Origin of the sequence: Streptomyces sp. NPDC052682 (assembly GCF_040678435.1) — a bacterium.
Classification (GTDB): Bacteria; Actinomycetota; Actinomycetes; order Streptomycetales; family Streptomycetaceae; genus Streptomyces.
Map to the genome: position 1 here is coordinate 88,455 of NZ_JBFATS010000002.1, position 12,353 is coordinate 100,807.

16 protein-coding genes are annotated in these 12,353 nt (G+C 71.2%); 5 read left to right on the top strand and 11 right to left on the bottom strand.

From position 1 onward, the window contains the following. Positions 1-5: 5 nt before the first annotated feature. Positions 6-650, bottom strand: coding sequence for a class I SAM-dependent methyltransferase (locus AB0K80_RS02830; protein WP_365665156.1), 645 nt, complete (start codon positions 648-650; stop codon positions 6-8). Positions 651-659: 9 nt separating this feature from the next. After that, positions 660-1,517, bottom strand: a complete 858-nt coding sequence (locus AB0K80_RS02835; protein WP_365665158.1) for an AraC family transcriptional regulator — start codon at positions 1,515-1,517, stop codon at positions 660-662. Between the two features lie 50 nt (positions 1,518-1,567). Between AB0K80_RS02835 and AB0K80_RS02840 the strand changes: the two genes are divergently transcribed. Continuing rightward, entirely contained in the window at positions 1,568-1,993 is a 426-nt protein-coding gene (locus AB0K80_RS02840; RefSeq protein WP_365665160.1) for a DUF2000 domain-containing protein, read from the top strand. Positions 1,994-2,002: 9 nt separating this feature from the next. Here the strand turns inward: AB0K80_RS02840 and AB0K80_RS02845 are convergent, their stop codons facing one another. Continuing rightward, a complete protein-coding gene (locus AB0K80_RS02845; protein ID WP_365665162.1) occupies positions 2,003-3,319 on the bottom strand; it encodes an MFS transporter in 1,317 nt (438 codons plus the stop codon). Positions 3,320-3,475: 156 nt separating this feature from the next. Here AB0K80_RS02845 and AB0K80_RS02850 point away from each other — a divergent pair, with 156 nt between their 5' ends. Together AB0K80_RS02850 and AB0K80_RS02855 are read left to right on the top strand one after the other, a co-directional pair. Continuing rightward, positions 3,476-4,237 carry a phosphoglyceromutase gene (locus tag AB0K80_RS02850; RefSeq protein ID WP_365665164.1) on the top strand — a complete coding sequence of 254 codons (762 nt, stop codon included), beginning with the start codon at positions 3,476-3,478 and terminating at the stop codon, positions 4,235-4,237. A gap of 143 nt (positions 4,238-4,380) precedes the next feature. Further along, positions 4,381-5,013, top strand: a complete 633-nt coding sequence (locus AB0K80_RS02855; protein ID WP_365665165.1) for a DUF6368 family protein — start codon at positions 4,381-4,383, stop codon at positions 5,011-5,013. A gap of 244 nt (positions 5,014-5,257) precedes the next feature. Here AB0K80_RS02855 and AB0K80_RS02860 read toward each other — a convergent pair whose 3' ends face one another. The 4 genes from AB0K80_RS02860 to AB0K80_RS02875 form a co-directional block, all read right to left on the bottom strand. Beyond that, positions 5,258-5,980 carry an alpha/beta hydrolase gene (locus AB0K80_RS02860; RefSeq protein WP_365665167.1) on the bottom strand — a complete coding sequence of 241 codons (723 nt, stop codon included), beginning with the start codon at positions 5,978-5,980 and terminating at the stop codon, positions 5,258-5,260. Positions 5,981-6,176: 196 nt separating this feature from the next. Then, the gene (locus AB0K80_RS02865) at positions 6,177-8,132 is read right to left on the bottom strand and encodes an Ig-like domain repeat protein (RefSeq protein ID WP_365665169.1); all 1,956 of its coding nucleotides are present in this window, start codon (positions 8,130-8,132) and stop codon (positions 6,177-6,179) included. A 208-nt stretch (positions 8,133-8,340) separates the two neighbouring features. After that, positions 8,341-8,739 carry a hypothetical protein gene (locus tag AB0K80_RS02870; RefSeq protein ID WP_365665171.1) on the bottom strand — a complete coding sequence of 133 codons (399 nt, stop codon included), beginning with the start codon at positions 8,737-8,739 and terminating at the stop codon, positions 8,341-8,343. Positions 8,740-8,786: 47 nt separating this feature from the next. Next, positions 8,787-9,269: an MSMEG_6728 family protein gene (locus AB0K80_RS02875; RefSeq protein WP_365665172.1), complete on the bottom strand. Its 483-nt coding sequence runs from the start codon at positions 9,267-9,269 to the stop codon at positions 8,787-8,789. Positions 9,270-9,450: 181 nt separating this feature from the next. Here AB0K80_RS02875 and AB0K80_RS02880 point away from each other — a divergent pair, with 181 nt between their 5' ends. Together AB0K80_RS02880 and AB0K80_RS02885 are read left to right on the top strand one after the other, a co-directional pair. Next, on the top strand, positions 9,451-9,726 hold the full coding sequence (locus AB0K80_RS02880; protein ID WP_365665174.1) for a hypothetical protein: 276 nt from the start codon (positions 9,451-9,453) through the stop codon (positions 9,724-9,726). An 87-nt stretch (positions 9,727-9,813) separates the two neighbouring features. Further along, complete coding sequence (locus AB0K80_RS02885; RefSeq protein ID WP_365665176.1) at positions 9,814-10,356, top strand: MOSC domain-containing protein; 543 nt, start codon at positions 9,814-9,816, stop codon at positions 10,354-10,356. Positions 10,357-10,383: 27 nt separating this feature from the next. On the opposite strand, the gene AB0K80_RS02890 is transcribed toward AB0K80_RS02885, so the two are convergent. The 4 genes from AB0K80_RS02890 to AB0K80_RS02905 form a co-directional block, all read right to left on the bottom strand. Beyond that, positions 10,384-11,283, bottom strand: coding sequence for a DUF2637 domain-containing protein (locus AB0K80_RS02890; protein ID WP_365665177.1), 900 nt, complete (start codon positions 11,281-11,283; stop codon positions 10,384-10,386). Positions 11,284-11,295: 12 nt separating this feature from the next. Then, positions 11,296-11,520: a hypothetical protein gene (locus AB0K80_RS02895; RefSeq protein WP_365665178.1), complete on the bottom strand. Its 225-nt coding sequence runs from the start codon at positions 11,518-11,520 to the stop codon at positions 11,296-11,298. Between the two features lie 189 nt (positions 11,521-11,709). Then, positions 11,710-11,961 (bottom strand): SCO4226 family nickel-binding protein, encoded by a 252-nt coding sequence (locus tag AB0K80_RS02900; RefSeq protein ID WP_365665179.1) that lies wholly within the window; start codon positions 11,959-11,961, stop codon positions 11,710-11,712. 170 nt (positions 11,962-12,131) lie between these two features. Further along, positions 12,132-12,287, bottom strand: a complete 156-nt coding sequence (locus tag AB0K80_RS02905) for a hypothetical protein (RefSeq protein WP_365665180.1) — start codon at positions 12,285-12,287, stop codon at positions 12,132-12,134. Positions 12,288-12,353 lie beyond the last annotated feature (66 nt).

Genomic DNA, 12,353 nt, shown 5'->3' on the forward strand with positions numbered 1-12,353 from the left:
CGTCCTCAGGCCCGGCGCAGCCGGTCGTACCCGACGAACCGGAACATCCGCTCGCCCGCGACCAGGGGCCGCGGATCGCCGGTGAACCGGTGGGCGCCGACGGCCTGCCGGACCGAGGGATCGGACACCGCGAGGCGTTCGAAGCCGCGCTCCTCCAGCCAGGCGCAGACCTGCGGGACGAGGTCGGGGGCCTTGCGGTTGCGGGTCCAGACCAGGGTGCCGCCGGTCCGGCACAGCCGGGTGCAGTAGTCCAGGATGCGTTCGACGTCGGTGTCGGTGACGTTGCCGAGCGTGCCGCAGACCAGCACCAGGTCGGCCGGCACCAGGCCGACGTAGTGGTCGGTCAGCGCGGCGTCGCCCGCGACGACCTCCACCCCCGCGAGTCCCGCCGCCCGGGCCGCGCCCCGCGCCGCCTCGACGTTCCGCTCGTCCAGCTCGACCAGCCGGGCCCGCACGTCGGCCCGGCGGGGGTGCCGGGCGAGCACGCCGATCAGATCCCGCCCCTGGCCCGCGCACAGGCTGACGGCCGTCAGCGGCCCCGGCGGGGCCTCGTCCAGGGCGCGGCGCACCTGCGCCTGGACGAGCGCCAGCCGCCGGGCGAGAACGGAGCCGGGGGAGTCGTAGGCGTCATGCCAGGAATGCCAGTCCACGCCCGGACCCTACGACCGCGCACCTGTGGACGACGAGGCCTTTTTCACCGCCGTCGCCGCGTACCGCCCCGGGGTCACCCCCACCAACTTGCGGAAGTGACGGGTGAGATGGGACTGGTCGTAGAACCCCGTGGCGGCCGCGACCTGACTCGGTGCCGCTCCCTCGAGGAGCAGCCGGCGGGCGCGGCCCACGCGGCGGGACATCAGGTACTGGTGCGGGGCGATGCCGTACGCGGCACTGAACGCCCGGACGAGATGGGCGGGATGGGCGTGCAGCAGGCCGGTGGCCTCCGCCAGCCCGAGCCCCTCCACCACCCGTGCGTCGAGCAGCTCGCGCAGCCGGCGCGCGAGCACCGGGTCACGCCGGGGCGCGGACGCCCGCCCCGCGGACCGCGACCGGTCCCGCAACCGCTCCCGCAGCCACTGCCCGACGAACGCCAGCCGGCTCTCCGCCTCCAGCTCGTCGCCCGGTTCCGCCAGCGCCGCGTGCAGCTGCCCGACGCGCCGCCGCAGCAGGGGATCGCGCAGGTCGGGACCGTCCACGGCGGCCCCGACAAGGTCCTCCGGCAGATGCGTGCCGTCCAGGTACAGCACCCGCTTGCGGAAACCGCCCGGCGTCGCCGGCGAGCCGTTGTGCGGAACGTGCGGCGGCAGCAGGGACACGGTGTCGTGCGGGGTGCCGTGCTCGTGCCGGTCCAGGTCGTAGCGCACGGCCCCGGAGTCGACGATCAGCAGCGTCCACGCGTCGTGCACGTGCATCGGATACGCGTACTCGGTGAACCGGGCATGCAGCACCTCGACCACGCCCGGCACGCGCGGGCGCCAGGCGGAGACGTTCTGCCCAGGGGCGGTGTCCGGGGAGCCCATGCAAAGAACGTACAAGACGCGTCCGGGCCCCGACGGCAGCCTTGGTGCCCATGAGCACCGAACCCCTCCGCTTCGACACCAAGATCGCCGTCCTGCTGCGCGAGGACCTCGCACCCTGGCAGCGCCTCAACGTCACCGCCTTCCTGGTCAGCGGCCTGGGCACCCGGGTTCCCGAGGTGATCGGCGACCCGTACGAGGACGCGGACGGCGTGCCCTACCTGCCGATGTTCCGCCAGCCCGTCCTGGTCTTCGAGGGCGCCAAAGAGACCCTGACGACGGCCCACGCCCGCGCCCTGTCCCGCGCCCTGCCGCGCGCCCTGTTCACCTCCGACCTCTTCACCACGGGCAACGACCACGACAACCGCGCGGCCGTACGGGCCGTCCCGACGGCACAACTGGACCTGGTGGGGCTGGCGGTGTACGGGCCGCGCAACGCCGTGGACAAGGTGGTGAAGGGGGCGCGGATGCATCCGTGAGGCAGCGGCTCAGGTGGCCTGCGGGGAGCCCGGCACGGCCTGTGAAGCGGTGGCCTGCTGAGAATCCTGGACCCTCCGCGAGGCCAAGGCTTCCCCCGCCTCCTGCGGGAGGGGTTCCTCCGCGGGCAGTCTCCGCATCAGCACCCCGTATCCCACCCCGGCCACCGTCCCGACGGCCGCGCACGTCCCCCACAGCCACTGCGCGCCGAACCGGTCGATGACGAAGCCCGACAGCAGCGGGGCGACCAGGGAGGCGACGGACCAGGACAGGGTGTACATGCCCTGGTAACGGCCCCGGCCGTGCAGGGGGGAGAGGCGGACGACGAGGCCGGTCTGGGTCGGGGCGTTGACGATCTCGGCCAGGGTCCACACGCAGACGGTGAGCGCGAAGACGCCGACCGACCCGGCGAACGCGGTCAGCCCGAATCCGTACCCGGCGAGCAGCGACGACACCACGAGCAGCCGCCGGGGGTCCCGGTGCTCGATGAACCGGGTGACGGGAATCTGGAGGGCGACGACGAGGACACCGTTGAGGGCGATCACCATGCCGTAGTCGGCCGGACTGAACCCGGCCCGGCCCATCGCCACCGGCAGGCCGACCGACCCCTGCTGGAAGATCATCGCGACCAGGAAGGACAGCCCGACGACCGCCATGAACCGCCCGTCGCGCACCACGGCCCCGAGCCCCGCATCCCCGCCCGGCCCCTCCTTCCCGGCGGCCGCCCCGCCCGCCGGCCGCGACTCGGGCAGCTTCAGGAAGACCAGGACGGCACACACCATCGTCATCCCCGCCTCGATCAGGAACCCGGCGAGATAACTGACCTCGGCGATGAACCCGGCGCCCATGGACGACACGGCGAACCCGAGGTTGATGGCCCAGTAGTTCAGCGAGAACGCGCGGATACGGTCCTCCGGCCGCACGATGTCCGCCATCATCGCCTGCACGGCGGGCCGGGAGGCGTTGGACGCCATGCCGACGGCACACGCGACGACCGCGATGGACACCGGGTCCCGCACCAGCCCCAGCACCGCGATGGACACGGCGGTGGACGCCTGCGCCACCAGCAGGGTGGGCCGCCGCCCCAGCCGGTCGGTCATCACGCCCGCGCCCAGCGAGGAGATCACCCCGCCGAGCCCGTACAGGGCGGCGACCAGACCGGCGTACGAGGCGGAGTAGCCGCGGTCGAGCGTGAGGTACAGCGCCATGAAGGTGGCGACGAAGCCGCCGAGCCGGTTGACGAGCGTGCTGGTCCACAGCCACCAGAACGCGCGGGGCAGACCGGAGACGGACTCCCGGACGGCACGTCTGGCACGGACGAACGGCATGCATCCCCCACACAGGTTGCTGTAACAGGCGCAGTCGACGCCTGAACCTTACGAACACCACGTACGGCGCGACCACCGAATTAACAGATCCCGCCGGCCGTCCGCCCAGCGAGCGGCCCGCGCGAGCGATCAGGGGGTTCGATTACGCTCGGGGCCATGGCCGACGCACCGTACAAGCTGATCCTCCTCCGCCACGGCGAGAGCGAATGGAACGCGAAGAACCTGTTCACCGGCTGGGTGGACGTGAACCTGAACGAGAAGGGCGAGAAGGAGGCCCTCCGCGGCGGTGAGCTGCTCAAGGAGGCCGGCCTGCTGCCCGACGTCGTCCACACGTCCCTCCAGAAGCGCGCGATCCGCACCGCGCAGATCGCCCTCGAGGCCGCGGACCGCCACTGGATCCCGGTCCACCGCTCCTGGCGCCTGAACGAGCGCCACTACGGCGCCCTGCAGGGCAAGGACAAGGCGCAGACCCTGGCCGAGTTCGGCGAGGAGCAGTTCATGCTGTGGCGCCGCTCGTACGACACCCCGCCCCCGCCGCTCGAGGACGGCGCGGAGTTCTCCCAGGCGGACGACCCGCGCTACGCGACGATCCCGCCGGAGCTGCGCCCCCGCACGGAGTGCCTCAAGGACGTCGTCATCCGCATGCTCCCGTACTGGTACGACGGCATCGTCCCCGACCTCCTGGCCGGCCGCACGGTCCTGATCGCCGCCCACGGCAACAGCCTGCGCGCCCTGGTCAAGCACCTGGACGGCATCTCCGACACGGACATCGCGGGCCTGAACATCCCGACGGGCATCCCGCTGTACTACGAACTCGACACCGACTTCAAGCCGGTGACCCCCGGAGGCCGTTACCTGGACCCGGAGGCCGCGGCAGCGGCCATTGAGGCGGTCAAGAACCAGGGCAAGAAGAAGTAGCCCGACGCCATTAAGCCCCCGACCTGCGGTCTCTTCGCGGGGCGGGGGCTTCTTGGTGGTGCTGGGCCGCCTCGCGGCCGTCGCGCTGGTGCTCTGCTTGGGAACCTGCGCGACCGCTGAGCCGATCGAACTAGGCTCCCAGCATGTCTGGTCCGACGTTGGTGATCGAGCTGGCGGAGCCGCTCTCCCCGGCTGAGCTGCGGGAGTTCCGCGCGTTGATGGTGGGGCTCTCCTCGCGCTTCGCCGAGAAGCGGCCCGGGTTCTTCGACGTCAACGTGCCCGCACAGCGACTGGGCGTCGAGGACAGGCGAGAGGAGGACTGGCGAAAGCCGTTCCCGCTTCCACTCCTCGGCAACGCCTCCGCGGACGAGGAGCTCACGGCCCTGGTGGGGTGCAATCCGCAACGCGAGGACCGGCGCCGGCCCTTCCTGGTCTACTTGATGGGGCCGGGTATCGGCGATGAGAGCCTCTTCGAGGCTGAGCACGCGGACGAGCCCGAGGTGGAGGCCATCCTCGGCTTCAGACCGACTCATGCCGTCAATGTCAGTGCCTGCTGCAATCGCGGGATCGACCACGTGGCCACGGCTCTGCTGACCGCCGCTGTCATGGACGTCATCGGGGGCGTGGCCAAAGCCGACCTGCTGGACGGACAGGCGTCGGTCGTCGCCGGCCTTCCAGGGGTGTTGGGGTTCACGGACGACGACGGGATGGCGCTGGGAACGGCGGAGTTCCTGCGGACCTGGGCCGGGCACCCCGCCTTCCGGCTGGTCAAGTAGCCCCGGACGGCGTCCTCGTCGGCCCGCACCAGCTAGGCGATCACCGGCACCCGGTTCCGGCTGGCCGAGGCCGGCAGCGTCACCTTCTGCCAGTCAGTTCGCGCACACGGACAGGCTTGGCATCGCACTTCCAGCGGTCGGATCGGACGCCACCGCTCATTCACCAGGGAAGAAACCCCTCCCTGCGATGCTCGCAGAGGGGGGTTTCCTCAGTGCGCTTGGGATCAGGCCGGGCAGGCCCCTGTCACCTCAGATGCCGCCCGAAGAACCGCACCGTGTCCTCCAGTTCGAACCACGGCGTGCCGGTGTGTCCGCCCAGGTTGGCGTGGAGTGTCTTCTCCTTGCTGCCGAAGGCGTCGAACAGGTCCAGGGCCCGCTGCCGGGGGTTTCCCTCGTCGTTCCACTGGAGCAGGACCAGCAGCGGGATGGTGATCCGGCGGGCCTCCTCGCGCTGGGCGTGGGGCACGTAACCCCCGGCGAAGAAACTGGCGGCCGCGATACGTGGCTCGAGGGCCGCCAGCCGGATGCCGACGGCGGTCCAGCCCGAGTACCCGACCGGGCCGCCGATCCCGGGCAGGGACAGGAGGGCGTCCAGGGTGGTCCGCCAGTCCGGGACCGCCTGTTCGACGAGCGGGCCGACGAAGGACTCGAAGACCTCGTCGACCGGCTCGCCGGCCTGCATCGCCCGGCGCAGCTCGGCGCGGGCCTGTTCGTCGGCGGCGGAACGGGGCCGGTCACCGCACCCGGCGGCGTCGATGGACGCCACCGCGTAGCCGCGCGCCGCCGTGTACCGGGCCCGGGCCACCAGGCGGGCCGCCCCCTTGGGCAGGCCGTTGTTGTGGGCCGTCAGGATCAGCGGGGCCGGTTCGGCGGAAGCGGGCGTCCACAGGGTGCCGGGAATCTCGCCGAGAGTGAACTCGCGTTCGAGAACGCCGTCGTCAAGGCGCTGCTCGGAAGTGAAGCGCATGGTCGTGCCTTTCGGGAGTGCTCACGGACGGCGCTCCCGGACGACCTGTCGCCCGACCGTGACCCCGGAGGGGAGCACCCATGTCGATACAGCGTTCACGGGTACCACCTCCTCACGTCCTCGCACGGCCACCCGAAACGTAGCAGTGGGCGCCTGACCCGCCAAACGGTTTTCCGCGCGGCACCGGCGGGCCCGCTCAGCTCGTGAAGGTGAAGTACTTCCAGGAGCCGTACGTCGTCGTGTTCACGCTGTCGCCCGAGCCGCTGATGTACGAGTCGCGGACCCGGAAGCGGTAGCCGGTGGGCGGGGTCCCGGTGAGCGTGACGACGGACTTGCCGGCCGAGTCGAGTGTGAAGTACTGCTTGGCCGTGGTCTGCCAGACACCGCCGGAGTAGACCTGGACCTGCAGCAGCTGCGTGCGGCCGGGGTACGGGGTCATCGTGGTCGTGACGACCGGGTCCTTCGACTGGTGGAAGTAGTAGTAGGTGTGGTTCCAGACGGAGCGGGTCGTGTAGGAGCCGCCGAGCGCCGTGGACACCTTCACCTTCGTGCCGACCGTGCTCGTCGCCGTCTTCGGCGCGTAGCGCGCGTCCCCCGCGAACTTGGCCGTCAGCTTGGTCTTCCGCTTCAGGGTGAGGGTGACGGAGAGGTTGCCGCTGGAGTTGACCGTGCCGGACTTCACCAGGGTGTCGGGCTGGTCGGCGCCGTACGGGTTGGCCCAGATCTCCACCGTGCGGTTCTTGTACGTGGTGCCGAGGTGCGCCGTGAAGGTGACGGACTGGGCGTAGCCGTACACCTTGCCGTTGTTGTCGAGCGTCAGCGTGGGCGTGGCGCGTGAGACGGAGACCGTGTCCGAGGCGGTCGCCGCGGTGTGCGTGGCGTCACCGGCGTACGTCACCTTGTACGTCACCTTGCCGCCGGCCGGCGGGGTGTCGGTGAAGGAGTACGCGCCGCCCGCGCCCAGGTACTTGGTGCCCAGGGACGTGCCGTTCGGCGACTCCAGGTCGGTGCGGGTGACCCGCAGCGGGGTGCCCGCGGGCAGCGCCAGGTTCGCGGTCAGCTTGCCCTTGACGGTGAGGGACGTGGCGCGGGTGGCCGTCGAGGGGGCGTCGACCGTGAGGGTGGCGGCGTACTTGCGGGGGGCGTCGACGGTCTGGAACTGCATGGCGTCGCTGGAGCCGGTCAGTACGAAGAGCCGTGAGCCGTCGGCCGACCAGCTGGTGGAGTGCCCGCCCCCGGGCATCCAGGAGTGCGACAGGTTGCGGACGCTGGCCGGCTGGGCGGGGTCGGTGCCGAACACATAGGTGTCGCCGACGTCGTCGGTGTCGAGGACGGTGGCCGCGACCGTGCCGTCGGGGGCGACGCTGACCGTCTCCGGCGCCGACACGGTCGGGAAGGTGCGCACCTCGGACAGGTCGGAGAGGCGGTACTCGGTGAGCGCCCGCCCCCCGGGACCGGCGACGACGACGTTCTGGCCGTCCGGGGTGAGGGCCGCGTCGTGGTAGAAGCCGCCCTTGTCGGCGGAGACGCGGATCGCCGGGGTGCCGGAGGAGATGTCGTAGACGACGATCGGGCCGGAGCTGATGCCCCCGTCGAGGGCGAGGAGCGTGCCCGGGTTGTCGGGGTCGGCGTAGAGCATCGGCGGGCTCGCGAAGTCGTGGCCGGCCGCCAGGTCGAGGGTCACCGTGGGCGTCTGGGCGGTCAGGTCGACCTCGCCGAGCCCGGAGTCCCACTGGTCGCCGTAGCCGAACCACAGCTTGCCGTCGGCGTAGGCGAGCCGGGAGGGGATCGTGTGGTCGCCCGTCGGGTACGCGGCGGTCTGCGTGAGCTGCCCGGTGTCGATGGCGACGATCTTGTCGGCGCCGTACACCGCGGCGTACAGCGTGCCGGAGTCCGGGCTCAGCTCCAGGTCGCGGACCTGGGGGAGGCCGGTGAGCTGGGCGACGACCTTGCCGGTGAGGTCGGTGACGACGATCTGGCTGTCGTAGGTGTCGCTGATGAAGACCCGCTGGTGGACGCCGTCCACGACGGTGTCGGCCGCGCCCCAGACCGGCAGGGGCGTGCTGGAGTCGGCGGACGCCGGTACGGCGAGCACCACCGAGCTGAACAGGGCCGCCAGGGCGGCGGCGGCCGGAAGAGTACGCAGACGCACGGTGTCGAACCCCCGGGGCGAAGGTGAGCGCGAGTGGGCGCCACCCGTGCGTCCGGTGTGCGGACCGTCGGCCGTGTGTGGCGGGTGAGCGAAGAGTAGGGGATGCCGCGGGACACCGTGAGAGAGGGGGTCGTGTACGTGTCATGCGTACGGGCGAGCCCGCCGGCTGTCCTGCGAGCCACCGGTGCCGCCCTGCCCCCTCGGGCCCTCACCCTCGGCGGCCCGGCCGCGCGCACGCGACCACCCCGCTCACCGCGGCGGTCGCCGCCAGGCTCCCCGCCATGACCAGCAGCACGCCGATCAGGAACAGGCCGGTGGCGTCGTCCGACCAGTCGTAGTAGGCGGCGACCGTCAGGCCCGCCGTGGTGCCGAAGACGGCTGCCGGAATGTGGCGCCGGGCCGCCGCCCAGCACACCGGCGGCAGGAGCGTCAGTACCAGGCCGATGACCTGCCACGGCTCGTACGGGCCGGTCGACGAGCCGTCGGGGTGTACGTCGCGTTGCTGGTCCCAGCCCAGCCAGGCGGCCCACAGGGCAGCCGCAAGCACAGCCGCCCCGAGCGCCGGCAGCAGGCGGGACATGACGGTCTTCGGAAGTCCTGATCGCATGGGGCCAGCGTTCCTGCCCGTTCGGGCGGCGACCAGAGCGCAGGTACTCAGTCCGTTCCGAGTACGCGCGGCCGGTCCGAGGCCGGCCAGACGTAGGGCAGATCGTCCGGTACGCCGGGGAACAGCGGGGCGTACGTGACCGGGTCCTTGCGGACCAGGGCCGACCGGTGACTGCGGTGGAAGGCGGGGTCGCCGAGCCAGGGAGGGAGTTCCCCGGCGGCCGCCAACGCGTCCTGCTCGCGTATCGGCACATGGGGCCGGAAGGCCAGGAGGTCGGCGACCAGGGTGGCCGCGCAGCTGTCCTGGTGGCCGAGTTCCCGCCAGACCCGGCAGACCTCCAGGCCGTACCGGACCAGCGCCTCCTCGTACCCGGCCCACATCCGCACCGCCGGGTGATGCCGCCAGCCGTACCCCGGTACGACGAGGCCGCGCAGGACCTGCAACGTCTCGACCCGCTGTTTGCCGAGCCGCCGACGGTCCAGCGCCTTGGCCGTGGCCCTGAAGTCGGAGTAGGGCAGGAAGGTCTGCATGCCGCCGGAGTACCACGGCCGGTGGGGGAGCCACACGACTCGGCAGGTTGAAAAGGAAAACAGAACAGAAGATAACGGGCATTTTCTGCTTATCGGGGTGAATCTGGTGAAGAGGGGCACTCCCTCAAGGGGTGACCCCTGGAGGGCAACCCCCACCACGGACCCATGACGGGAGAACAGCATGATCATCAAGAAGATGCACGAGATGGGCGTCCGCAGCGAGCACGCCTACATGGCGGCCTTCGCCTCCATCGGCCTCACCGTCGCCGCCTGGATGACCAGCCTCAAGGCCGAACCCGGCACCGGGCTCGCCCGTGCCGACCGCTGGGGCATCTTCGTGGGCGAGTGGGCACCGACGTTCTTCGGTCTGGGCATCGCCCTGTCCCACTACGAACAGCACGACGGCACCCTCACCGCGACCGTCCACGAGCTGCGGCAGCACAAGCAGGCCGTCTGACCGGCGGGATCGCGCCGCGTTTGTTAGGTTCCTGACAGAGAGGTCGCTGCGACGCAACGCAGCGCGAAACAGGGGGGACCAAGGAAAATGGGCGCCACGGTGGCCGCGGTCAGCAGCAACGGTACGTACTCCTTCACCAAGCCGAACCGGGACAGCATCACGCTGATCGCCGGGATCGGGGTCGAGGGGGACGTGCACGCCGGCGTGACGGTCAAGCACCGCTCGCGCATCGCGCAGGACCCCACGCAGCCGAACCTGCGCCAGGTGCACCTCATCCACGAGGAGCTCTTCGCCGAGGTCGGTGCGGCGGGGCACCACGTGGCGCCCGGCGACCTCGGGGAGAACATCACCACCCGCGACATCGACCTGCTCGGGCTGCCCGTCGGCACGCTGCTGCACCTCGGCGACGAGGCGGTGGTGGAGGTGACGGGGCTGCGCAACCCCTGCGTGCAGATCGAGGCGTTCCAGGAAGGGCTGCTGAAGAAGGTGGTCGGCCGGGACGAGTCCGGCGCGGTCGTGCGGAAGGCCGGGATCATGAGCGTCGTGAAGGTGGGGGGTGTCGTCCGCCCGGGCGACGCGATCGAGGTGGAACTCCCGGACGGACCGCACCGCCCGCTGGACCGGGTCTGAGCCCACCCCGGCCCCATTTCCCGTCCGCTATTCCCGGCCGGTGCAGTTCCGCGCCCGGGACGGCCGGAAGCGGTGACGCGGCATCGTCCGGTGCGGCGGACGGGTCAGGGTGATCTGGCGGACGAACTGCTGGAAGCAGGCCAACGACGCCAGGACGGGCAGGGCTGTCGCCGACATGTCGACGGCGTTCCTGGGAGCCTGGGCGACGGACAGCAGGATCGCGATCGCCGAGAAGACCAGCACCACACACCACGAGTGCACCGCGCGGCGCTGGTGCAGCGCGGCCCGCAGCACCGACAGGGAGGCCGCGAGCCAGGGGCCGTACACCAGCACGGGCCACAACGAGGCGATGCCGTGCTGGGCGCCGGACTCGCCGGCGTGGCGCAGGGGGTCGTACGAGGCCACTCCGCCGACGTAACTCACCCCGGAGGCGATGAGCGTCACGCCGGCGGCGATGACGCAGCTGACCGTGCGGATCGCGCCCCTGCGCCGGCGCGCCTTGCGATGGCCACGCGACGGCGCCTTCAGCGGGGGCAGCTCCGCGGTGATGTCCTGGAGCCCGCGCAGGTGGCCGCTGTCCGTAGCCGGGGCACCGGCGGAGACGTCCGCGGCATCCGGCGGGGCGCCGGGCCCGTCCTCGCCCGGCCGGTCCGCACGGTCCGGGCCGGCACCGGGGCCGTCCCAGCCCTCGGCGAACCCGTCCGTCGAGGGCTTCTGGTCCCGGGGGGGCGGAATCCTCCTCAGGCGCTGCTCCCGGCTCTCCTCCAGCATGGTCTCCTGGAGCATGAAGGCCAGTTCCTCGGCCGGGTCCCAGGCGGAGTCCGGAGGGACCAGGGGTCCCCGGCGCTCCCTGTTGTCCCGGCTGTCCCGGTGAGGGGCGGCAGGAGCGCGGTGCCGGCCGGTGCCGGACTCGGTGTAGTCGTACATGACCACGGCGGCTCATTCCGCCCGGGCGAACGTCGGCAGACCCGTCGCGCTCATCCACCGCCGGCCCAGATCGTCCTCCAGGGACCGCAGGGCGTCGAGGAAGTCCCGCAGGATGGGCTCGGTGGTTGTCAGGGTGATGAGACGCCCGTCCTTGGTGAGGGTTCCGTCGGCAGTGGCCGGTGAGCGCGGCGGTGCGGGAATGTAGGTGTAGGTGCCCATTTTTACTGCCCGTCCCACGGTGAGTCCTCTCCCGGTGCCTCGGTCGTATTCCGACTAACGCCTGCCCGGTACGGCGGATGCGCGACAAACGGGTGAAGGATTCCTTAGATTATTTCCTTTTGTGCCTGCTGATTCGAGCCCTAGATATCGCTTTATGAAAAACACAGGGACTGCGTCGTACACAGGGACTGCGTCGTGCCGCCGGACCTACTGGACAATCAGCGGCACGGGGTGGACCTCGTCGGCCTTGTGGCCGGCGCGTTCGTGGATGCGCTGGACCGCTTCGGCGGAGGGGGCCTCGGACAGGCAGTAGACCGTGCCGGACTCCGGGTCCGCCCAGGCTGTCTCGAAGTGGACCTTCTCGTCCTTCTCGATGGCGAGGTCCGCGTTGTGCGCCTCGAGCAACTGCTCCTCGGTGATGCCCTTCATACCGTGGTGGACGTCCATGAACTTGGCCATGGTCACGCACCTCCTTCGTCAGCGTGTCCCGGCCTGTTCTGCTCCTTCCATGGTGCGCCCGCCGTACCGGGGCGGGCGACCGCACCGAGGCCCGCCGCCCCTCACCGCACGCCGAAGGGCCCCGGCGTGCAGCGCCGGGGCCCTTCAGGGGCTCTCGCTCGTCCGTGTCCTCAACCGCACTGACAGGGACTGCCCGACTGGCAGCCGCAGCCGCAGCCCGATCCGCAGCCGCACGCGGCGATCAGCGTCAGGTTTCTGATCTCGGCGGGCTGCTCGGTCGGGCGTTCCTGCGCGGGGTCAGGTGTCGTGCTGGGGGATTCGGCCATGGTCCCTCCTCAAGGCTGGTGCCTGTGCCCATTGCACGCCCGCCCGCCTGGGCGCATCAACGGCGC